The organism is Companilactobacillus sp. FL22-1, from assembly GCF_043951805.1.
Taxonomy (GTDB): domain Bacteria; phylum Bacillota; class Bacilli; order Lactobacillales; family Lactobacillaceae; genus Companilactobacillus.
On sequence record NZ_JBINJY010000011.1, the window covers coordinates 62,851 to 83,650 of the forward strand.

The window sequence follows — 20,800 nt, forward strand, 5'->3', positions numbered from 1 at the left end:
TATGCCCTTTTGGTTATCTAAACGATTTAAAAGTTTACTTTTCTTTAGTGACGACCACGACTTCTTGTCCGACTCAATCCATTTTGGTTTGGTTGTTGATTAGGATTTTGTGGTTGATTGAAGTTTTGATTGTTTTGGTTGAAATTAGGATTATATTGATTTTGATTATTGCCGTTGAATTGATTATTCGCTTGAGGACGAGGGAAGTTATTGTTGTTTTGTCCTCGATTTTGATTCATCGGTTGTTGCATATTTGGATATTGATTCTGATTGTTGTAGCCATTGTAATTTTGGTTATTGAAATTACGATTCATTTGACCGTTATTTGGCATTGGCTGATTGCGGTTATTATTATTGTTGAAATTACCGTTTTGGTTCATTGGTTGACGATTATTGTTGAGCGGTTGATTAAAGTTATTTGGCTGACCAAATTGATTGTACTGATTATTTTGGAATTGATTAGGATTTTGACCTTGGTTAGGATTAAATCCTTGGTTACCATTTTGGTAAGGATTTGGATTGCCATAATTTTGTTGATTAAAGTTATTTGGTTGATTGAATTGAGCTTGTTGGTTGAATCCTTGATTATTTGCCGGATTAGCAAATTGATCTTCTTGAGTTGGTGTTTGATCTTCATCACTGACAGGGTTGATAATCATGTCGATGATTACGATAACTAAGTCGATTGCCCCAATAACTATACCGACCCAAGCCCAAATAGTTAAAAATCCCGCACCAGGCAGGTTGGCATTGAAAATTCCCATCAAACCACCGAGGATGAGAATGATGAAACTAACAATATCAGGGACGATGCTGTAAGTACGATTGGTTAAAATATAAATTGCTGCAGCGATGATGTAAGTGATTGCCATCAAGATTCCCGCAGCACCACCAATAGCACCGGTACCAACTAAGGCCGCAATAAAGCCCTCAAAACCTGATTTAATCATTAAAACAATTGATAGTATAAGTAATAAAATTCCGGCAGAAATTTTTGTTATTCTTACCATAATTAACCTCCAGTTTTACTAACCAATACTATTGTATATCATCCTTTATAAAATGGTTAATAGGACCATATTTATGTCCTACCGCAATTTCATTTTTAATAGCATTGTAAGTAAATGTCTTTGCAATTTTAATAGCCTCAGCCATACTTTTACCCTTAGCCACTTCAGCAACGATACATGATGAGAGTGTGTCACCAGTTCCGTTGATGTGATCAGTCTTGATATAAGGCTTCGAGATCCAGAATGATTGGCCATCTTCTAAGAGAACGTAGTCTTCAACGTTACTAATTGAATCGTCACTATGTTCACCCTTTATCATAATATTTTTTGGACCTAAATTGCGTAATTTATTTGCAGCCTTAACAATTTCTTCTTTATTTTTTAATTCAAGTCCTGATAATTTTTGAGCTTCATAAAAATTAGGAGTAATCAAATCAGCTAATGGGAACAACTTATCAAGCAAAGTTTGGTAGGCTTCCTTCTCAAGCAACATAGCTCCATGCTTTGTAATGATAACTGGGTCGAGAATAAATTTTCCAAAAGGCTTATCTTTTATTTCTTCAGCAACGGTATTAATGATACTGGAATCAGATAACATACCAGTTTTAAAAGCCGAAACTTTAAAGTCATCTTTAATATCTTTAAACTCACTTTTGATAAAACTGATTGGCATGTTAGTACTGTCATGGATCCCGTATGAGTTACCAGCAACAGCGGCGGTCAAAATTGACATTCCATATACGCCACGAGCCATGAAAGTCTTTAGATCGGCTTGTGCACCAGCACTTCCATCCGAATCAGAACCTGCAATTGTTAATACTTGAGTAAATTCGTTCAAAATAGTCACCCACTTAATTAATTATTAATTCCTATCTTAACAGGGATTATGAAAAAAGTGGTTAATTTTTGCAAGCTTTACTTGACCTTGACGCGACGTTAACCTTTAAAATGCACTTTGTTAGGAGAGATATTTATGAATTATACAATTAAAAAATTGGCTAGTTTAGCTGGTATTAGTACACGGACATTACGATATTACGATCAGATCGGCTTGTTGAAACCACAAAAAGTGAATGAAAATAATTATCGTATTTATGATGAAAAAAATGTAAATAAATTACAGCAGATCATGTTTTATCGTGCTTTAGGAATGCCCCTAAAAACCATCAAGCAAATTATGGAAGATCCGGATTTTTCACAATTAACGGCATTGAAAAAGCAACGAGAAATGCTACAGGCTAAACAAACTGAAATCAATAATCTCCTGACAAATATTGATCAAACAATCCAAAATTATCAAGGAGGACCAAAGATGACTGATGAAGAGAAATTTCAGGCCTTTAAAACTCAACAATTGGCCGATAACGAGGCCAAGTATGGTTCAGAAATTAGAGCTAAATATGGAGAAGCAGTCGTGAAACAAAGCAATCAAAAATTTACGGAGATGACTCCAGATGATTTTCAAAAGATGCAACAAACTGAAGCCAAGTTGATCAGTGACTTAATTGAATTGAAGAAGCACCCTAATTTAGATTCAAATCTAGCGAAAGAAGTTTATCAGCTTCATAAACGTTGGCTGGAATTCTCCTGGACCAAATATACGGTCAGTGCACATCGAGGATTAGTTGATATGTATTTAGCTGATAAACGGTTCAGTGATTATTACGATGATAAAGCTCAGACCCCAGTTGCTAAATTATTAAGAGATGTGGTATACCAGTACACAAAATAATTACTGGAGTGATTTTAATGGAGCAGTGGCAAGTTTTAGAAAATGTATCGTTAAGATTAGTTGAACCAGACGATGCGAAAAGTTTGTATTCACAAATAGAAAAGACCCGTCCACAATTGGCTGAGTTTCTGCCATGGGGCGAGGCGATGAAGTCAGTTGGTGATGAAGAAAAATTTCTAATCTATTCTCAAGAGCGGATGAATGAAAAGAAATTTTGGAATGCTAGTATCTTAATTGGTGGCAAAGCTGTCGGAATGATTGACTTGCATAATATAGATTTCGATAATCAGCGAGCAGAAGTCGGCTATTGGTTGGGTAAAGACTATCAAGGTAACGGCGTTATGACGGCGTGCTTAAAGAAGTTGTTAGAGATTGGCTTTTTAGAACTGAAATTGCATAAAATTAAACTGTTGGCTGAGGTTGAAAATACAGCTAGCAATGCAGTTGCCAAGAAGGTTGGTTTTAACTTGGAAGGTTTACTGAAAGATGAAATATTTTCCAATGGCAAATTTCATGATGCAAATCTTTATGCCATCGTGCATTAAAAGTGCTTAGTTCAAAAACCGCACTTAATTCTGAAATAATTAAAAATCCCAGTGGATCAGCTACCGTTAAAGGTCGATCCACTGGGATTTTTTTATCGAAGCAACTACGGGATTTTAGTTAATATTTGAAATAGATTTCTTTTCGACTAAGTCACGATAAAAATTAGCTAACGTGATTTTGTAGTATGGTAAGATCCAAATATAACCGATTCCAAAAGTGATGGCACCAACTATAAGCCAACCTAGAAAACTTAATTGGAGGACGAAGAAGCGCCATTTGTTACCAATCATTAGTTCCTGACTCTTATTGATGTAGTCGGTTAGAGAATAATTATCTGCCAAGCCGCGATCATTGAAGTCTTTGTAAACAAAGTAAGTCTGTGAGTAAGCTAAGCCTTTAACGATTCCCGGTATAATAAGTAATAAACTCCAGAGGAAAGTAAAAATACTGATCAATATGTAGAGTAATGTTAATTTCCACCAGTCAGGATTTCTGAAATAAGTGAAATTACTTTTCAGAGGATCAAATGTAAGTTGTGGATCTTCTAGCCAATCTAACGATCTGAAATTAGCTGAAAGGTTAATTATTAAGAATACTAATGTCACGATGAAGCCGATGATACCTGGCTTTATGACCGAGTCTGTAACAGTTTCAAAGAAATAATTACTACCGTTGAAAAAGTTAGTCCGTACTTGGGAACGGGAAGAGTACATGTTTCCTAAGTAGATGATCAGTGGGATCAAATAAAGCAGGATAGCCTGTTTCCAATGGCCTTTTAGCAGATTTTTGACTTCAAATTTCAATTCAGCTCTAGTTTTATATGTTTTCATGACAACCTCCTCTTTGATATTTTACATTTAGGATACCGTAATGAATTTAAGATAGATATAGATTTTTTTAAATTATAATTGAATTATTATATAATCTGATTAATAACCTGTATTAAAGGAGAGGATCTCATGATTGGATTTATTGGTGCCGGTAGTATTGGTGGAGCCGTTATAACGGGTCTAGTAAAGAATGGCTATAACGCTGACGAAATTATTGTTAAAGGTGGTCGTTCTAATCGAACAGAACTGTTGTATGACCAATTGGGCTTTCAAATGGTCAAGAAGGTCAAACAACTAGCAGATACGGATATTATCTTTATCGCAGTCGGTGCAGACGCTTTGGATAGTGTCTTAAGAGAACTAAAGGAAATTGCTGAAAATAAATTGGTGGTGGCCTTCACAGGCAGTGCGTCAGTAACTCATTTGAAACAAGTTTTAGGCGCAGTAAAAGTTGCCCATGCAATTCCTAATACTCCTGTGAAAGTAGGGGCTGGATTTACAGGAATTACTTATTCAGACGATTTTACTGACGACGACAAGAAGAAAGTTGCTTCGGTACTTGGTTATACGGGACAATTAGTTGAAGTTCCGGAAGATCAACTTGGTATTTTGGGCACAGTTGCTGGTTGTTCACCTGCATTTTTAGATGTCTTCATTGAAGCTTTGAGTGATGCGGGTGTAAAGCATGGCTTGAATCGAAAATTAGCCTATGAAGCTGCAATCGGTATGGCTATCGGTGCTAGTAAGTTAGCTAAACAATCCGATCTCAATGTCTCAGCTTTGAAGGATGAAGTTACTTCTCCAGGTGGTTCAACTATTCGTGGTGTCGCAGCACTCGAAGAATACGGCTTTAGAAACGCTGTAATCAAAGCAGTTGATGCGGCCGAAAATGAATAAAATGCTACAACCTTACATTGCATGATCAAAAAATAAATCAGCTCTGTCCCAAATTCCTTTTTCCGTTATAACTGCTATAAAAAATAGTCATAGTTAATTTGTGGTTATTTTTGTCCACGATTAGAAAATCGGTTAAAATTAAGGAAAATTCAAAAACGTGGGGTATGTGTATTTTGCAAAAGCGAAACGCTTATAAGACGGCAATTTTGGGCATTTTGATTGCCATAATTTTTGTCCAGTCAATGGTGCCATTTTTAGGTTTTATCCCAACCGGTTTCATCAACATAACTATCATTCATATTACAGTTATTGTAGCGGCAATCGTTTTAGGACCAAGGGATGGCGCAATCGTAGGATTGGTCTGGGGTATTGGAACGATGGTTCGTGCGTTCACCAGTCCCACTTCGATTATCGATACAACTGTTTTCACTAATCCAATCGTCGCGGTTTTACCCCGAATTATGGTGGGACTATTAGCGGGATTAATTTACTTGTGGTTTAAGAAGCATACGACCAAAAAGGTTTTGGGAATGGCAGTCGCCTCTGCCGTAGGTTCCTTGACGAATACCATCCTTGTTTTGGGACTGATGCGAGTAATGTATGCCAGTGCGATGGCCCAAGCTTATGCCACTCAAACAGATCTTTTGAATAAAGTTCTGCTCGTAATCGTTGGTACTAATGGAATACCAGAAATGGTCGTTGCTATTATTTTAGCTCCGGCAATTTCAACTGCTATTTTGAAATCTAACAAATTTTTAGACAATTAAGTAGATTTATAGCAAATAAAGTAAAAGTAACAGCATATTTTCAGAAAATTCGGTATTCTATTATGTAGGAGTGTGATTTCAATGCAAAAAACATTAGTCATCAATGCCGGAAGTTCTTCGTTAAAATGGCAGTTGTTTGAAATGCCTGCGGAGACTGTTTTGGCAAGCGGTTTAGTAGAACGGATCAGTATGCCAGGTTCAATTTTTACAATAAAGTATGGCGATCATCAAAAGTATCAAACGACGGTCGATAATTTAGGCCAAGAACAAGCGGCTCAGATGGTATTTGACGAGCTACAACGTTTAGAAATAATCCAAGATTTAGATGAGATCACAGCGGTGGCACATCGTGTGGTAGCTGGTGGACAAGTCTTCAAATCGGCGGTAGAAGTAACGCCAGAAGTTTTGAAACAAATAAAGGCTCTAAGTAATTTCGCTCCCTTGCACAATCCAATGGAGGCTAAGGGAATTGAGACGATGGCCAAGACTTTGCCAAACGTAAAGCAGTATGCCGTTTTTGACAGTCAGTTTTTCACTGATTTACCTGAAAAGAATGCTATCTACAGTTTGCCTTATGAAATTACGCAGAAATATCAGATTCGGCGCTATGGTGAGCATGGAATTTCTCATGGCTATCTCACAGGTAGAGCTTCTGAACTGTTGAAAAAAGATAAGAATCAATTGGATTTAGTAACTATGCATTTAGGTAGTGGAGCCTCACTCGCAGCGGTTAAGAATGGCAAGGCTTTTGATACTTCAATGGGCTTTACACCATTGACTGGCGTGACGATGGGAACACGGGCTGGAGATCTTGATCCAGCTTTAGTTCCATATTTAATGCAGGAATTAAAAGTAACTGATCCTAATGAAATTATGATGTTATTGAATCAAAAGTCAGGATTGTTAGGCGTTTCAGGGATTTCACCTGATATGCGTGAGATAAAAGCTCAAGAAAAAACGAATCCACAGGCCAGACTTGCAATCGAAATCTTTATCAACCGTATCGTTAAGTATGCTGGAAGCTATTTAACCGAATTGCATGGTGCTGATGCGTTAGTCTTTGCCGGTGGTATCGGTGAGCACAATTTAGAATTGCGTCAACAAATTATTGATGAATTATCAATCTTCAATATCAAGCTAGACCCTGAGCTAAATGAAGCTGGTAATGAAGGCTTGATTAGCGGTCCTGACTCAGCAATCAAAGTATTATTGATTCCGACTGATGAAGAATTAGCAATGGTTCGCCAAGTGGCAGCCTTACAATAATTAGATTAAAAGTTTATTTTTAAAAAATTTAATTTTAAATTTGGGTTTAAACACTACTGGATAATTTTGGTGGTGTTTTTTTTATAGATATTTTATGGGCCAAAACATAAATAGGAGTAAGCACATTTAAAATATTGTGAGAAATATATAGAGAAAAAAATCACAAAATAATAGACAAAATTAATATGAGGTTATATAGTAGTCACAGATGGTAGCTACTATCCTTGAGAGGTACAAAAATGGATCGAGAAATTAACTTACTAAATAATTTTGGAATAACAAATAACGAAGCCAAGGTCTATATAACACTGTTACAGATGGACGCATCGACAGGTTATAAGATTAGTAAATTATCAGGGATTCCACGTTCTAAAATTTATAACTTGTTATCTTCATTAGAGGATAAAGGTTTAGTTTTGAAATCTGCTGATGAAACACCACTCTATAAGTCTTTACCTGTGAAAGAATTAATTAGTAAATTGAAGAATGATAGTAAAGAACATATAGATGATATCGAGGTCTCATTAAAAGATTTAGGAACTGTCACAAAACCAGAGTCAATTTGGTTAATTGATTCATATGCGCAGGTGTTTGAAAAAGTTCTTTACCAAATAAACAATGCTGAGAAATCATTATTTGTCCAAATTTATTCAGAGGACTTATCTCCTGAGATTATCAGTGCATTGTCAAATGCGGAAAAGCGGTTACATAAATTTGTGGTTATATTGTTTAGTAATCACAATAGTTATTCATTACCATTTAATCGATTTTATAAGCATCTTTTTGAATCGGATAAAACTTTGGATTATGGCGGCAGGTGGATCAATATTGTAAGTGATGGAAATGAAGTTACTTACGGGAAACTACCTAATAAGGCAACTAATACAGGTGTAGTAACGACAAAAAATAGCTCAATGGTTTTTTTAGCTCAGGAATATGTATTACATGATGCTTATAATTTAAGAACGTTGTCACTTTTGGATGCAGAAGCTAAAAAAGTGTTTGGTAAAGATTTAGAAGGAGTTCGCAATATCTATTTTGATGAAAAATGAGGTAAAACAAGATGCTCTATTTTCTATTAGGTGCGATTATTGTAGTGAATTTTACATATATTTTTATGCTTGGTAAAGATTTATGGAAACATAAAAGTGAAGTTTTAGCCGAACCGGCCAATAATATTTGGACACCAATTTCACAGATATTTATTTATTTTCTTTCAACATTTGGAATTTCAGATTTTGCAATTTCCACTGCTCTATATCCTAAAGCAAAATGGGTTACAATGAAAAAATTGCCAGGAACCTTGAATACACAGTGTGTTATTCCAGTATTTGTTATGTCTTTAGCGTATATTACTAACATATCTGTTGGTATTAAGACATTACTAGTTTGTATTATCTGCCAAGTGATTGGTGCTTATATTGGACCTCGATTTGTTGTTAAGCTTTCTGAAAGAATTATTCGAAATTTTGTTATAGTGGGTCTACTGGTAGCCACTGCTTTAATTCTTGGTGGTAAGTTTGGTTTAATTCCTTCAAATGGAACTGCAACAGAGTTATATGGTTGGAAACTCATTGTGACAGGTGTTCTGATGTTTATTTTCGGAGCATTAAATAATATCGGTATTGGATCATATGCATTAACTATGGCAACTGTATATGCCATGGGGATGAATCCAGTTGCTGCCTTCCCAATAATGATGGGTGGTTGTACTTTCTCAGTATCTATTGGTAGTATGCAATTTATTAAATTAAATGACTATTCAAGAAAAATTACAATGTTTTCTGTTTTTGGTATTATTGGTGTTCTAATTGCCGTCTTTCTAGTTAAGAGTTTAAATACGGCTATTATTCAGTGGGTTGTTGTAGCCGTTTTATTATACTCAGCAATTTCACTTTATTTAGGGAACAAAAATGAGAAGGAAAATGTTGAGGAGGTAAAAGAATGATTTATTTATCAGCAGCAGATATTAAGAAAGTATTCACAATGAGAGACGCAATTGATGCAGATAAAGAAGCATTGAGTTTATATTCATTGGGAAAAGCAAATATTCCTTTGCGAACCAACATTGACATTGCTGAACATAGTGGTCAAAGTTTGTACATGCCTGGTTATGTTAGTGGTGATAAACCAGCTTTAGGTCAAAAAATTGTTTCTGTATATCCCGAAAATATTAGCAAGAAGTTACCAAGTGTTCCAGCAACTATGATTGTATTAGATGCAACAACTGGAATTGTAAATGCTGTTTTGGATGGAACATATTTAACTCAATTAAGAACAGGAGCGGTGCAAGGTCTTGCAACAGAGCTTCTTTCGAATGAGGATTCTAAAACTGCCTTGCTGATAGGTACAGGCGGTCAAGGAATGTCACAACTAGAGGCAATGTTAACTGTAAGAAATCTTACAAGGGTTTATGTTTTTGATATTGATAAGAAGCGATCGGAGTCTTTCTGTGATGAAGCAACAGAAAAGTTTTCAGGGAAATTTACAACAACATTTGAAAGCATTGTCGAAATAAACAGTGTTCTAAAAGAAGTCGATATTATTACTACTGTCACAACTTCTCGTAAGGCAACATTTAACGGTGATATGATCAAAGATGGAGCTCATATTAATGGAGTAGGTGCTTATACCAAAGAAATGCATGAAATTCCAGAAGCTGCCTTAATAAGAGCTAAAGAAATCTTTGTGGATACAAATGATGGTGTATTGGCTGAAGCTGGTGATATTATTACGCCATTAAAAACTGGTGTAATTTCAAAAAATGATATTACTGGGGAACTTGGTCAACTTATAAATGGTGAGGTAACCGGACGTCAAAATAAGAAGGATATTACAATTTTTAAGACCGTTGGAACAGCAGCTCTGGACGTGGTTGTGGCAGATAGGATAGTTCGCTTAGCCTTACAAAAACAAATTGGAATACAGTTAAATTAGCGATTCATTTTTATTAAAATTGTGTTGTGTTATTAGATGTTATAAAATTTCACTTTTTAATTAATAAATGGAATATGGAAGTGTTTGATTTATTAGTTATTAAATTATAAAAGCCTCACTGTTCTGGTATATTCACCAGACTAGTGAGGCTTTTTCATAAAGTAAAAATCTTTTTCAACCGTTATATTAATTTGTAACGCCAACGCGTTCCTTATGAGCAACGATAATTTTGTCGGCAATTGCTCGAGCAACGTTTTCATTTTTAAGAATAGGACCATGCGAATAGCTTCCTATAACGTTTCTGTAACGCATACCTTCTTGCTTTTCATCAGGGTTATTACCATAACCTTCGATCATTTGACCGAATGGCTTGAGCATCTTCTTATCGTCAAAATAAGTCCGACCGCTGTGGTTTTCAAAAGCACGTACAGTTCCCCATTCAGTCTTATATTCGGTATCACCGATCATGCGGCTATCAGCTTTGAAGACCGTATGTAACGGTAATATGTTTAAGCATTGGATAGTTTGACCGCTGCTAGTTTCGTAATATTTGCCAAGAAATTGATAACCGCCGCAGATGCAAAGCATAGGTTTATCTGCTTCGATGTAGTCCTTAATGGTTTGGCGATGTCTTTGAATATCAGTGGCGACTACTGATTGTTCAAAATCTTGACCACCACCGAAGAAGAGAAAGTCATAATCGAAAGCATTAAATTCCATATTCAAGCTAATATTGTCAACTTGGGTTTCGTAACCTTGTTCTTTGAGAAGGAAGCTTAAGATTTTAACATCGCCGCTATCTCCATAGGTATTCATTAAATCTTCATACAAATAAGCAATTTTAATAACTTCAGACATAATTTTTCTCCAATATAATTAGAAATGTTGTAATATAGTTTAACAACGAGGTGATTGAATTGACAAAAGAAATCAATAAAGAGATTTTAGCAGATTTTCGACAGAACTTAAATCAAGATGTAACGAATAATGCTTTGAAAAATTCTGTTGCCCAGGTAGGTATCTACGCTGCGACAGAGAATCCTGAAGCAAAGACGATTTTGAATCCGTCTTTTAATATCACGGTTGACACTGGAAAGGTCTCGAATCAGAAGCATTCGGGACGCTGCTGGTTATTCGCAGCTTTGAATACTTTGCGGACAGAATTTGCCACTAAAAATAATTTAAAAGACTTTGAATTGTCTCAAAACTATCTTTCATTTTGGGATCGATTGGAAAAGAGCAATTATTTTTATCAAGAGATTATTGAGACGGCAAACTTGCCAATTGAAGACCGTAAGGTAAATTCATTATTGACTAGTCCTAATGGTGATGGTGGATTATGGCAAAATGCTGCTAATTTAATTCAAAAGTATGGCGTCGTTCCTAATTATGTGATGCCGGAAACGACAGTTTCTAATAATACGACTGAATTTGATGATACAATAGGCAGATTGTTGCGTAAAAATGCGATTGAATTGCGAAAATTAGTCCAAGATAAAGTCACCGAGTCCAAACTCGATCAGAGGGTTCAGGAAATGTTAGCCGAAGTATACAAGTTATGCGTCTATTCTTTTGGCGTTCCCCCAACTGACTTTGAATTGTCCTTACAAACAGATGATGGCAAGTTGATTGCTGAAGATAAGATTACGCCACTCGAATTTCTCAAACGTTATTTCACTATGAACTTAAATGATTACGCGGACGTAGTTAATTCTCCACAATCCAACAAAAAATACCATCAAGTTTATTCGATCGATACCGAGGACAACATGGTTGGAGGTTTTCAACAGCGCTTTTTGAATTTGCCAATGGAACGTTTGCAAGAGCTTGCAATAGAACAATTAAAGGGCAATAATCCAATTTGGTTCGGCAATGATGTGCTGGCTGATTCTGACCGCAAGAAAGGTTATCTGTTAGGCGATTTGTATCAATATGACCAAGTCTTTGGAATTGACTCTGCAATGACTAAGGCCCAAAGACTAGATTATTTTGAAGGCGAAGTCTCACATGCAATGACGATCACCGGCGTCAATCTCATCAAGGGACAGCCTAACCGCTGGAAGGTTGAAAATTCTTGGGGCGAAGAAAATGGTGTTAAAGGATACTTTGTGATGGATCAAAAATGGTTTGACGAATATGTCTATGACCTTGTGATCAATAAAAAGTATCTGACTAAAGAAGAAGTGGCTGAATATGAACAAGAACCTGTTGTTTTGCCAGCTTGGGATGCTTTAGCTTAGAAAAACAATAAAAATGATATTTATGTATGAAATACCCTCTGATTCAAAAATCAGAGGGTATTTTTAGAAGTTACTTTGAAATTACACTGGCATAGCTGGTTTTCCGTAGAGATATCCTTGTTGGATATTGATGTGGTATCTCTGAGCCAACAGTTGATCTTTGACATCTTCAACGCCTTCCAAGACGGTATCCAGGCAATATTTCTTGGCTTGGGCGGCCCAAAAGGCTAGATAATCTGGAATTTGATCGGCTTGGTTTAAACTGCGCAAGTTTTGCATTGCCAATTTGATTTTATCGACATAGGGCAAGGCAGCTTGAATATTCTCAAAGGTGTTAGAACCAGTTCCTACGTCGTCAATAACTAAAGGTATGTGATTTTGATGCAATTGACGACTGATCTCTTGAAGATGTTCTAAGGAGATAGCTTCGGTCAGTTCAATGTTCAAACCGATTGGAGCAATCTTTTTCTTCAGATGGATTAGTTCTTTGATTGTAGCAGGATCGTCTGCTTGTTGTTGATTTAAATTAAAAGATAGGGTTTTATGATCAGTGAACTTTCTTTTGAGAATTTCAGCAGTCTGTTCAACTAATTTTACTTGCTGTGCAATTGATAACTCCGTAAAATTTTGAGGGAGAGTCCAATTACCATTAGTTTCTTTACGTAGAAGGACTTCATAGCCAAAAATAGAGTTATTTTGATTAATCTGTGGTTGTACAAAAAAGCTATATTTCATAATTTTCCCCTAGTTTAATTAATTATCATGTGTCATTTTAAGACAATTGAAGCCGTATCGCAAAGATACTGCTCTCAAAAATTTTAAAATATAACGGCGTTATGTGAAAGAAAAACTTGCTTGTGACCTAAGGTAATATTGTATAAGAAAATCAAGGAGGTGAATTCTATGTCAGAATATACGACCGGTCAATTGGCAAAAGTAGCTCAAATCTCTGTCAGGACGATTCAATATTATGATAAAAAAGGCCTGTTGAAGCCTAGTCAGCTGAATGACAATGGCAATAGGATTTATAACGATACCGACTTGAATAAATTGAAATTGATTCTGCTTTTAAAAAGTTTAGGGCTACCATTGAAAGCTATTGGCGAAATTTTGAGTGGCGAACATTCGATGACAGTATTGAATCTTTTACTAGAGCAACAATTGAAGTACTTACATGCTCAGACGAAGACCACCAAAAAACAGATCAGAATGATAGAAAAGATTCGGCGTAATTTACCACGAGTCGATCAAATCAAAATTAATGACCTTAATGACGTAGAAAAAGCTATGAATAATAAGAAATCCTTGCGTAGAGTACATATCAACATGGTGGCAATTGGATTATTGATGGATGTAATAGAAATCAGTACTTTGATCTGGGCTATTTTGAAGGGAAATTGGCTACCTTTTATCATTGCGATAGTTATTGCAATTGGCTTGGCTGTTTGGATCACTAGGTATTATTTCCAAAAGGTGAATTATGTCTGTCCTAACTGTAATACCGAATTTAAACCCAAATTTTGGGCAGCCTTTTGGGGAAGACATAATATACGAGCTCGTTATCTGGTCTGTCCCGCTTGTGGTCAAAAGAACTACTGTGTCGAAGTTTATGACGACAATAGTAAATAATGTTATATAATGTTGTCATAGATGAAAGGGAGAGTTGAATGGATACAGTAAAAAGTGAACCAAAAAAGGTTGAGATATCTGCTGCGGAATGGCAAATCATGCGTATAGTTTGGACGTTAGGTAACGTGACCTCCTCGGAAATAATTGCCTTAATGCAAAAGAAACAAACCTGGTCCGATTCAACTATCAAGACTCTGATTACACGTTTGACCAAGAAAAAGTTTCTTAATCGTCAAAAAGAACAGGGCCGTTATATTTATCACGCAACTGTGGAAGAACAAGCAACTATGGATGAATATGCTAATGGATTGTTTGAAAGCTTCTGCGCTCATAAGACCGGCTTTGTTTTGAACGAATTGATTCAAAATTTACAGCTCAGTCGTGACGATATAGAATCGTTACAACAAACTTTGAAGCAAAAACAAACTTCGGCTCCAGAGCATGTAAAATGCGATTGTTTGCCAGATGGTTGTAACGAAATGTGTTAAAATATAGTTCCTTGGCAGGGGCGACATGGCGTTTGATTAATTAATGATCAAACGCTTTTTTTGTTCGGTCTAAGAGTAATTAAAGCAGCCAACTCACTAGTGATTTAAAAAAATATCCTCTGATTCTGTGCAGAGAATCAGAGGATACGCAGTCTTATCAGAAGGTCATCAACATATCAAGATGAGGGATTTCGTCTTCTAAATAAACTTTAGAGATCGGTTTGAAGCCAAAGCTTTCGTAGAAGTTTTGTAAATAAGCTTGAGCTTGAATTTGGATAGGTTGATTTGGGAAACGTTGCTTTATTTCATCGATCGTAGCTTGAACTATCTTTTTACCAAGGCCAGCTTGACGATATTTTTTGACCACTAGAACACGGCCAAAAGTAATGTGGTCAGCTTTAACAATTATTCGAGTGTAAGCTTTCAGTTCATTATTCTCAATTAGACAAACATGCAGATCGTTGTAATCGTCGGCGTCAACTTCTTGATAAGGACAATTTTGTTCGACCACGAAGACGGCCACACGGGCTTTAAGGATGTCGATTAATTCCTTAGGACTAAGTTCATTAGTTTCTTTAACAGTTATCATAGCTGACCTCCAAATTAAGAATTGCTTTTGTTTATCATAGAACTTAGTTGTTGCAAATACAACAATAAATAACGAATACTTCACTAACCAAGCATTGAATTAAGACGCACAATAATATAGGATAAAAGAGTGTGAAACAAGTGTTTCACGAGTGGAGGTATGTCAATGAAACCGGAAGAATTTTATGCAGCCCTAGCCAAACAGGGTATTGAATTAAGTACAACTCAAAAAGAACAGTTTGCTACTTATTTTAATGAATTGGTTGAGACAAATAAGGTGATGAATTTGACTTCGATCACCGATGAAGATCAGGTCTATTTAAAACATTTTTATGATTCGATTGTATTAGGATTCGTTGACGAAAAAATTTTAACCGAGGAGTTAACTCTGTGTGATGTTGGCTCAGGCGCTGGATTTCCTTCGTTGCCTTTGAAGATCATCAATCCGAAGTTGAAAGTTACAATCGTTGATTCTTTGAATAAGCGAATCAAGTTTTTAGATGGTTTAGTGGCTAAACTACACATGGATCAGGTGACCTTGGTTCATGGTCGTGCCGAAGAAGTCGGTAAGAATGCACAATATCGAGAAACTTTCGACGTTGTAACGGCTCGGGCAGTCGCAGCTATGAATGTCTTAACCGAATTTTGTTTACCACTAGTTAAAGTTGGTGGACAATTTGTCGCCATGAAATCGGAAAAAGCTCCGGAAGAATTGCTCACGGCCAAGTTTGCCATCAAGACTTTGGGCGGACAGATCCGACAACAAGAATCGATTGAGTTACCAAATGATGCTGGTTTACGTAATTTTATCTTTGTAGATAAAGTTGAAAAGACACCAAAGAAGTATCCACGCAAACCAGGAACACCTGCTAAAAAACCACTCGTGAATTAATCACTAAGTATAAATTAGTAGTATAAAAATGATAAGATTATAGAGTTATGGCAAAAGCGCCAAGAAGTGATTACCATAGATAAATATTTTGTGAAGTTGTTTTGCAATTTCTAGAGATAGGGGAATAAAATGGCACGAAAAATATCTGTCGCAAATCAAAAAGGTGGTGTCGGAAAAACCACAACCACCATCAATTTGGGAGCATGTTTAACGGACCTGGGTCAAAAAGTCTTGATCATTGATACTGATCCCCAAGGGAATGCAACCAGTGGCCTTGGTATTAAAAAAGCCAATGTTGAAAAAGATGTCTATGATGTTTTGGTCAACGAGTATCCACTCAAAAAGACGATCATTCATACTGGGCATAAAAATCTTGATATTGTTCCAGCAACAATTCAATTGGCCGGAGCAGAGATGGAACTAACTTCAATGATGGCTCGAGAAACTAGATTACGTGCAGGAATTGAAGAAGTTGATGATGAATATGATATTATTCTGATCGACTGCCCACCTTCACTCGGCCAGCTTTCAACCAATGCCTTTACCGCTAGTGACTCCATTATCATCCCTGTTCAAAGTGAGTATTATGCTTTGGAAGGATTAAGCCAATTGCTCAATACGATCCGTTTAGTTCAAAAACATTTCAATACCAACTTGGCTATCGAAGGTGTTTTAATTACCATGCTTGATGTGAGAACTAATTTAGGAGCTCAAGTTGTTGATGAAGTAAAATCGTATTTTGGCGATTCAGTTTACAAAACGATTGTTCCTAGAAATACCCGTTTAGCCGAAGCACCAAGTTATGGTCAACCAATTGTCGATTATGACGGTAAGTCCAAAGGAGCTCAGGCATACCAAGATTTAGCTAAGGAGGTGTTAAAGCGCAATGGCATCAAACAAAAATAAAAAAGGCCTCGGTCGCGGAATTGACGCGATTTTCTCAGAATTTGAGGCAATTGATGAAAATAGTGAAACTGTCGTTGATCTTTCAATCGACGATATTCGTCCCAATCCATATCAACCTAGAAAAACTTTTGATGAACATGCCTTAAACGAACTGGCTCATTCAATCGAACAAAATGGAGTCTTTCAGCCAATTATCGTTCGTGAAAGTGTCAATGGGTTTGAGATCATTGCCGGAGAAAGACGTTTTAGAGCTAGCAAGATTGCTAAGAAAACGACTATTCCAGCCATTGTTCGTCCGTTAAGCGAATCAGGAATGATGGAAATCGCGGTTTTGGAAAACTTGCAACGTGAAGATTTAACACCTTTGGAAGAAGCAGATGCTTACCAAACTTTAATTACTAAGTTGAATCTAACTCAAGAACAAGTTTCACAACGATTAGGTAAGAGTCGTCCTTATATTGCTAATTACTTGCGACTATTGAATCTTCCCGATGCGACAAAGAAATTAGTTCAAAATGGTGAACTTTCAATGGGACAAGCGAGAACTTTACTCAGCTTGAAAGATAAAGATCAGATCGATAAACTTGCTAAACGTGCTGTCAGTGAAGATTTAACAGTTCGTCAACTAGAACAATTAGCCACTGAATCAAAACATGATAGTAAGAAGAAAAAAAAGACCGCCCAAAAATCACCATATATCCGAGCAACTGAGGAAAAGTTGATTGAACGTTTCGATACTACAGTTGCGGTAAAAGAAACTCGCAGTGGTCACGGAAGATTGGAAATTGATTTCACGAATACGGATGATTTAAACCGTATTTTAGACATATTAGGAATCCATTTAGATTAGAGGAATCGTATGTTTAAACTTGGAGATATTATCACCATGAAGAAACCTCACGCTTGTGGGGAAAATCGGTGGGAAGTTATTCGCCTTGGAGCGGATATTAAAGTTAAATGCTTGGGCTGTGGACATATCGTGATGATTCCACGCGCTGAATTCAATAAGAAATTCAAAAAAGTTTTAACACAAGCAGATCAGGTCAAACCTGAAAATGAAGAACATTATTTGAAAAAATCTCAATTAATGCCATCAAATTTTATGAAGAGAAATGAGGAATAACAAATGGCTTTAACTGCCGGAATTGTCGGACTACCTAATGTTGGTAAGTCAACTTTATTTAATGCTATTACAAAGGCCGGTGCCGAAATGGCCAACTATCCATTCGCCACGATCGACCCTAACGTGGGGATGGTTGAAGTACCAGATGCACGTCTAGCTAGAATTGATTCTTTAATCCCAGCCAAAAAATTGATCCATACAACTTTTGAATTTACTGATATCGCCGGAATCGTTAAGGGTGCCAGTAAAGGTGAAGGACTTGGTAACAAGTTCTTGGAAAATATTCGCCAAGTGGATGCTATTGTTCACGTAGTTCGTGCTTTTGACGATGATGATATTACTAGTGTCACAGGTAAAGTTGATCCTTTGGATGATATTGAAACCATCAATTTAGAGTTAGGTTTAGCCGATTTGGATAGCGTTAATAAGCGTTATACTCGTGTTGAAAAAGCAGCTAAGAGTGCCAAGGATAAGGAAGCTCAAGCAGAATTTGCTGTACTTGAGAAAATCAAGCCCGTCCTTGAAAATGGCGGTGCCGTTAGAAGTATCGACTTCAGTGAAGATGAACAAAAGATCGTTAAAGGTTTGTTCTTATTAACATCTAAGCCTGTCTTATATGTAGCTAATATTGCTGAAGATGATATGGCCGATCCTGAAGGTTCTAAGTATTACAAAGTTATTGAAGATTACGCTAAGAAGGAAAATGCTCAAGTAATCGGTGTTTCAGCTAAAACTGAAGAAGAGATTGCTGAACTGGATGACGATGAAAGAAAAGAATTCCTTGAAGCTGAAGGTGTTACAGAGTCAGGTCTTGATAAGCTGATCAAAGCTAGTTACAAGTTGTTAGGCCTTAGAACTTTCTTTACTGCCGGTGGTAAAGAAACTCGTGCTTGGACATTCCACGAAGGGATGAAAGCACCACAAGTTGCCGGAATTATTCACTCTGATTTTGAACGTGGATTCATTCGTGCTGAAGTTATGGCATTTAGTGATCTAGATGAATTAGGTAGTGAAAAAGCCGTTAAAGAAGCTGGTAAATTACGTGTTGAAGGTAAGGATTACGAAGTTCAAGACGGCGATATTATCGAATTCCGCTTTAACGTCTAAAACAGGGGGAGCAAAATGGCTGAGGATTTAAGAGAGAAGAATAAGAAAGCAGCTGAAAAGCAAAAAGTTGTTTCAGCTAAGAATGAAAAAAAAGAAGCAGTAAAAAATGAAATTTATAACGCTGACGCGGATGATTTGCGTAAAAAGTTAAGTAATAAAAATGCCGAATATGTTTTTAAACTCAATAAACATTTACTCGATGATGGCTTTAAGGAAGATGAAGCTAAGGCAGAGATCGACAAGTTATTGCCTGAAATGATCGAAAATCAAATCAAAGGTATTCCCGCTAATCAGCTTTATGGTCCAGTAACTAAGCGAGCTCAAGAGATCGCGCATCCAGTAAAGAAACCTAAGAAGACACCATTCTGGGCTTCATGGATCGATACATCACTCTTGTTCTTTTCATTATTTGTATTATTGTACGGTATCGTTGCATTGACGAATAGCAGTGCCAAAAATGATCCTAACAGCCAGACAGGTATCATTACTTTGATCGTCTTGTCAGCTATGTGGGGTGCTTTGTTGTCATGGTTCAATAACCAAATGAAGAAGCCTAAGTCACAACGTCCAGGCTGGGGTATTACAATTGGATATTTAGTAGTTGGATTAGTTTTCATGTTCGTCTTCTTAGCAGCTATGACGGCTGTGCCAACATCAATTAACCCACCTCTAAATGCTATTGGTTACTTTATTGCCGCTGCCGTTGCATTTGGTGGTCGTTTCTTGTTCCGTAGTACAACTGGATATAAGGAACGTTCATTCTTCTAAGATGGATAGTAAACAAAGTTTAATTTTGAATTAACTAAAAATGAGGCCATGAGATAGGCTTCTAAAAAGGCGCTGTATCAGAACTTTTCGGTTCTGATACAGCGCCTTTTTGATATAATTATTGCATTAATTCAAAGGGGATTTTTTTAATGAATAAAGCTAGGGTTGAAGCATTTACAGATGCAATTTTGGCAATAATATTAACAATTATGATTTTAGAGTTTAAAGTCCCAGACTCTACAAAATTATCGGCTATTATTCCGCAACTGCCATATGTTGTTTCGTATATGGTAGGATATTTCTTCATTGGAACAGCCTGGTACAATCATCACTATATGTTTTCTAAAACCAAAGTCGTTACGCAGAGGATATTTTGGGCTAATATGTCATGGATGTTTGCGACTTCCTTCTTACCAGTAGCAACGGCCTGGATCGGTGAACATTTAAATGCCCGAGGTCCACAAATTTTTTACGCTATTATTTACTCACTTTGGTCATTGGCTTATGCCTTACTATCGTATTATTTGGTCAAAGACAATCAAAAAGCCGGCCATTCAGAAGTTGCCAAAAGTATTGAAAGTATGAAAATTTATCAAATTTTGACGTCATGGAAATGGTCGCTCGGTTTTTATGTAGCCTTAGTTCTAACACTTATTTTTATGCCAGCACTTCAACTCTTGTTAGTTACTTTGCAGATAATTTTTATTGGTTCACGGTTTAACTCCGATAGTGACAAGTTGTTCAATGAGTAAAGAGTGTAGGTGTGATTTTTGGAGCTATTCATCAAATTGCACACTCAAGAGTGGTAGGATTCAGGATCGAAGCTAGTTGAGCTAGTATTTAATGATGCAATTTCGGCTCTTTCTGCGCTGGTCAGTTCAAAAGCAAAAATATTTCAATTATCTTTCATACGCTCTGGATTTACGGAACGGGGAATTGCCAGATAATTCTTAAGTTTATCTTTTGAAAAAATGTCCATGTCGTACGTCTTCTTCTAGGATATTTTCGATAATTGCTTGTATTTTAATCCTTGGAAAAGAAGACAGTACTGTAGTTGCTTAAAAAAGTTCAGAT

Annotated in this window: 24 protein-coding genes; 18 read left to right on the forward strand and 6 right to left on the reverse strand. The window is 36.5% G+C overall.

Features of this window, described 5'->3' with window-relative positions:
* Positions 1–44: 44 nt before the first annotated feature.
* Positions 45–1,010, reverse strand: coding sequence for a hypothetical protein (locus ACG72T_RS10025; RefSeq protein ID WP_395266074.1), 966 nt, complete (start codon positions 1,008–1,010; stop codon positions 45–47).
* Positions 1,011–1,038: 28 nt separating this feature from the next.
* Positions 1,039–1,851, reverse strand: a complete 813-nt coding sequence (thiD, locus tag ACG72T_RS10030; protein WP_395266127.1) for a bifunctional hydroxymethylpyrimidine kinase/phosphomethylpyrimidine kinase — start codon at positions 1,849–1,851, stop codon at positions 1,039–1,041.
* A 132-nt stretch (positions 1,852–1,983) separates the two neighbouring features.
* Here thiD and ACG72T_RS10035 point away from each other — a divergent pair, with 132 nt between their 5' ends.
* Both ACG72T_RS10035 and ACG72T_RS10040 read left to right on the forward strand, forming a co-directional pair.
* Entirely contained in the window at positions 1,984–2,742 is a 759-nt protein-coding gene (locus tag ACG72T_RS10035) for a MerR family transcriptional regulator (protein ID WP_395266075.1), read from the forward strand.
* Between the two features lie 17 nt (positions 2,743–2,759).
* Complete coding sequence (locus ACG72T_RS10040; protein ID WP_395266076.1) at positions 2,760–3,287, forward strand: GNAT family N-acetyltransferase; 528 nt, start codon at positions 2,760–2,762, stop codon at positions 3,285–3,287.
* 114 nt (positions 3,288–3,401) lie between these two features.
* Here the strand turns inward: ACG72T_RS10040 and ACG72T_RS10045 are convergent, their stop codons facing one another.
* Positions 3,402–4,118 (reverse strand): DUF975 family protein, encoded by a 717-nt coding sequence (locus ACG72T_RS10045; RefSeq protein WP_395266077.1) that lies wholly within the window; start codon positions 4,116–4,118, stop codon positions 3,402–3,404.
* Between the two features lie 129 nt (positions 4,119–4,247).
* Here ACG72T_RS10045 and proC point away from each other — a divergent pair, with 129 nt between their 5' ends.
* The 6 genes from proC (at position 4,248) to ACG72T_RS10075 (ending at position 9,985) form a co-directional block, all read left to right on the forward strand.
* A complete protein-coding gene (gene proC, locus ACG72T_RS10050; RefSeq protein WP_395266078.1) occupies positions 4,248–5,015 on the forward strand; it encodes a pyrroline-5-carboxylate reductase in 768 nt (255 codons plus the stop codon).
* Positions 5,016–5,179: 164 nt separating this feature from the next.
* Positions 5,180–5,782 carry an ECF transporter S component gene (locus ACG72T_RS10055; RefSeq protein WP_395266079.1) on the forward strand — a complete coding sequence of 201 codons (603 nt, stop codon included), beginning with the start codon at positions 5,180–5,182 and terminating at the stop codon, positions 5,780–5,782.
* An 81-nt stretch (positions 5,783–5,863) separates the two neighbouring features.
* Positions 5,864–7,048, forward strand: coding sequence for an acetate/propionate family kinase (locus tag ACG72T_RS10060; RefSeq protein WP_395266080.1), 1,185 nt, complete (start codon positions 5,864–5,866; stop codon positions 7,046–7,048).
* A gap of 239 nt (positions 7,049–7,287) precedes the next feature.
* On the forward strand, positions 7,288–8,100 hold the full coding sequence (locus ACG72T_RS10065; protein WP_395266081.1) for a TrmB family transcriptional regulator: 813 nt from the start codon (positions 7,288–7,290) through the stop codon (positions 8,098–8,100).
* An 11-nt stretch (positions 8,101–8,111) separates the two neighbouring features.
* On the forward strand, positions 8,112–8,996 hold the full coding sequence (locus tag ACG72T_RS10070) for a sulfite exporter TauE/SafE family protein (protein ID WP_395266082.1): 885 nt from the start codon (positions 8,112–8,114) through the stop codon (positions 8,994–8,996).
* Positions 8,993–9,985 carry an ornithine cyclodeaminase family protein gene (locus tag ACG72T_RS10075; protein WP_395266083.1) on the forward strand — a complete coding sequence of 331 codons (993 nt, stop codon included), beginning with the start codon at positions 8,993–8,995 and terminating at the stop codon, positions 9,983–9,985. The genes ACG72T_RS10070 and ACG72T_RS10075 overlap by 4 nt, the downstream gene beginning before the upstream one ends.
* A 186-nt stretch (positions 9,986–10,171) precedes the next feature.
* Here the strand turns inward: ACG72T_RS10075 and ACG72T_RS10080 are convergent, their stop codons facing one another.
* On the reverse strand, positions 10,172–10,843 hold the full coding sequence (locus ACG72T_RS10080; RefSeq protein ID WP_395266084.1) for a type 1 glutamine amidotransferase: 672 nt from the start codon (positions 10,841–10,843) through the stop codon (positions 10,172–10,174).
* 50 nt (positions 10,844–10,893) lie between these two features.
* On the opposite strand from ACG72T_RS10080, the gene ACG72T_RS10085 reads away from it, so the two are divergent.
* Positions 10,894–12,225: a C1 family peptidase gene (locus ACG72T_RS10085; protein WP_395266085.1), complete on the forward strand. Its 1,332-nt coding sequence runs from the start codon at positions 10,894–10,896 to the stop codon at positions 12,223–12,225.
* Between the two features lie 81 nt (positions 12,226–12,306).
* On the opposite strand, the gene ACG72T_RS10090 is transcribed toward ACG72T_RS10085, so the two are convergent.
* Positions 12,307–12,960, reverse strand: coding sequence for an EAL domain-containing protein (locus tag ACG72T_RS10090; protein ID WP_395266086.1), 654 nt, complete (start codon positions 12,958–12,960; stop codon positions 12,307–12,309).
* A 168-nt stretch (positions 12,961–13,128) separates the two neighbouring features.
* Between ACG72T_RS10090 and ACG72T_RS10095 the strand changes: the two genes are divergently transcribed.
* Together ACG72T_RS10095 and ACG72T_RS10100 are read left to right on the forward strand one after the other, a co-directional pair.
* A complete protein-coding gene (locus ACG72T_RS10095) occupies positions 13,129–13,854 on the forward strand; it encodes a MerR family transcriptional regulator (protein WP_395266087.1) in 726 nt (241 codons plus the stop codon).
* Between the two features lie 38 nt (positions 13,855–13,892).
* The gene (locus ACG72T_RS10100; RefSeq protein WP_395266088.1) at positions 13,893–14,342 is read left to right on the forward strand and encodes a CopY/TcrY family copper transport repressor; all 450 of its coding nucleotides are present in this window, start codon (positions 13,893–13,895) and stop codon (positions 14,340–14,342) included.
* A gap of 157 nt (positions 14,343–14,499) precedes the next feature.
* Here the strand turns inward: ACG72T_RS10100 and ACG72T_RS10105 are convergent, their stop codons facing one another.
* Positions 14,500–14,931: a GNAT family N-acetyltransferase gene (locus ACG72T_RS10105; protein ID WP_395266089.1), complete on the reverse strand. Its 432-nt coding sequence runs from the start codon at positions 14,929–14,931 to the stop codon at positions 14,500–14,502.
* Between the two features lie 165 nt (positions 14,932–15,096).
* Here ACG72T_RS10105 and rsmG point away from each other — a divergent pair, with 165 nt between their 5' ends.
* The 7 genes from rsmG (at position 15,097) to ACG72T_RS10140 (ending at position 20,478) form a co-directional block, all read left to right on the forward strand.
* Positions 15,097–15,822, forward strand: a complete 726-nt coding sequence (gene rsmG, locus ACG72T_RS10110; protein ID WP_395266090.1) for a 16S rRNA (guanine(527)-N(7))-methyltransferase RsmG — start codon at positions 15,097–15,099, stop codon at positions 15,820–15,822.
* Positions 15,823–15,951: 129 nt separating this feature from the next.
* Positions 15,952–16,728 (forward strand): ParA family protein, encoded by a 777-nt coding sequence (locus ACG72T_RS10115; RefSeq protein ID WP_395266091.1) that lies wholly within the window; start codon positions 15,952–15,954, stop codon positions 16,726–16,728.
* Complete coding sequence (locus ACG72T_RS10120; protein ID WP_395266092.1) at positions 16,709–17,578, forward strand: ParB/RepB/Spo0J family partition protein; 870 nt, start codon at positions 16,709–16,711, stop codon at positions 17,576–17,578. Before ACG72T_RS10115 ends, ACG72T_RS10120 begins: the two co-directional genes overlap by 20 nt.
* Before the next feature lie 9 nt (positions 17,579–17,587).
* Positions 17,588–17,851 (forward strand): DUF951 domain-containing protein, encoded by a 264-nt coding sequence (locus ACG72T_RS10125; protein WP_395266093.1) that lies wholly within the window; start codon positions 17,588–17,590, stop codon positions 17,849–17,851.
* Between the two features lie 3 nt (positions 17,852–17,854).
* Positions 17,855–18,958 (forward strand): redox-regulated ATPase YchF, encoded by a 1,104-nt coding sequence (gene ychF / locus ACG72T_RS10130; RefSeq protein WP_395266094.1) that lies wholly within the window; start codon positions 17,855–17,857, stop codon positions 18,956–18,958.
* Positions 18,959–18,973: 15 nt separating this feature from the next.
* Positions 18,974–19,726: a DUF1129 family protein gene (locus tag ACG72T_RS10135; protein ID WP_395266096.1), complete on the forward strand. Its 753-nt coding sequence runs from the start codon at positions 18,974–18,976 to the stop codon at positions 19,724–19,726.
* 149 nt (positions 19,727–19,875) lie between these two features.
* Positions 19,876–20,478: a TMEM175 family protein gene (locus tag ACG72T_RS10140; RefSeq protein WP_395266097.1), complete on the forward strand. Its 603-nt coding sequence runs from the start codon at positions 19,876–19,878 to the stop codon at positions 20,476–20,478.
* The last annotated feature ends 322 nt before the right edge of the window (positions 20,479–20,800 follow it).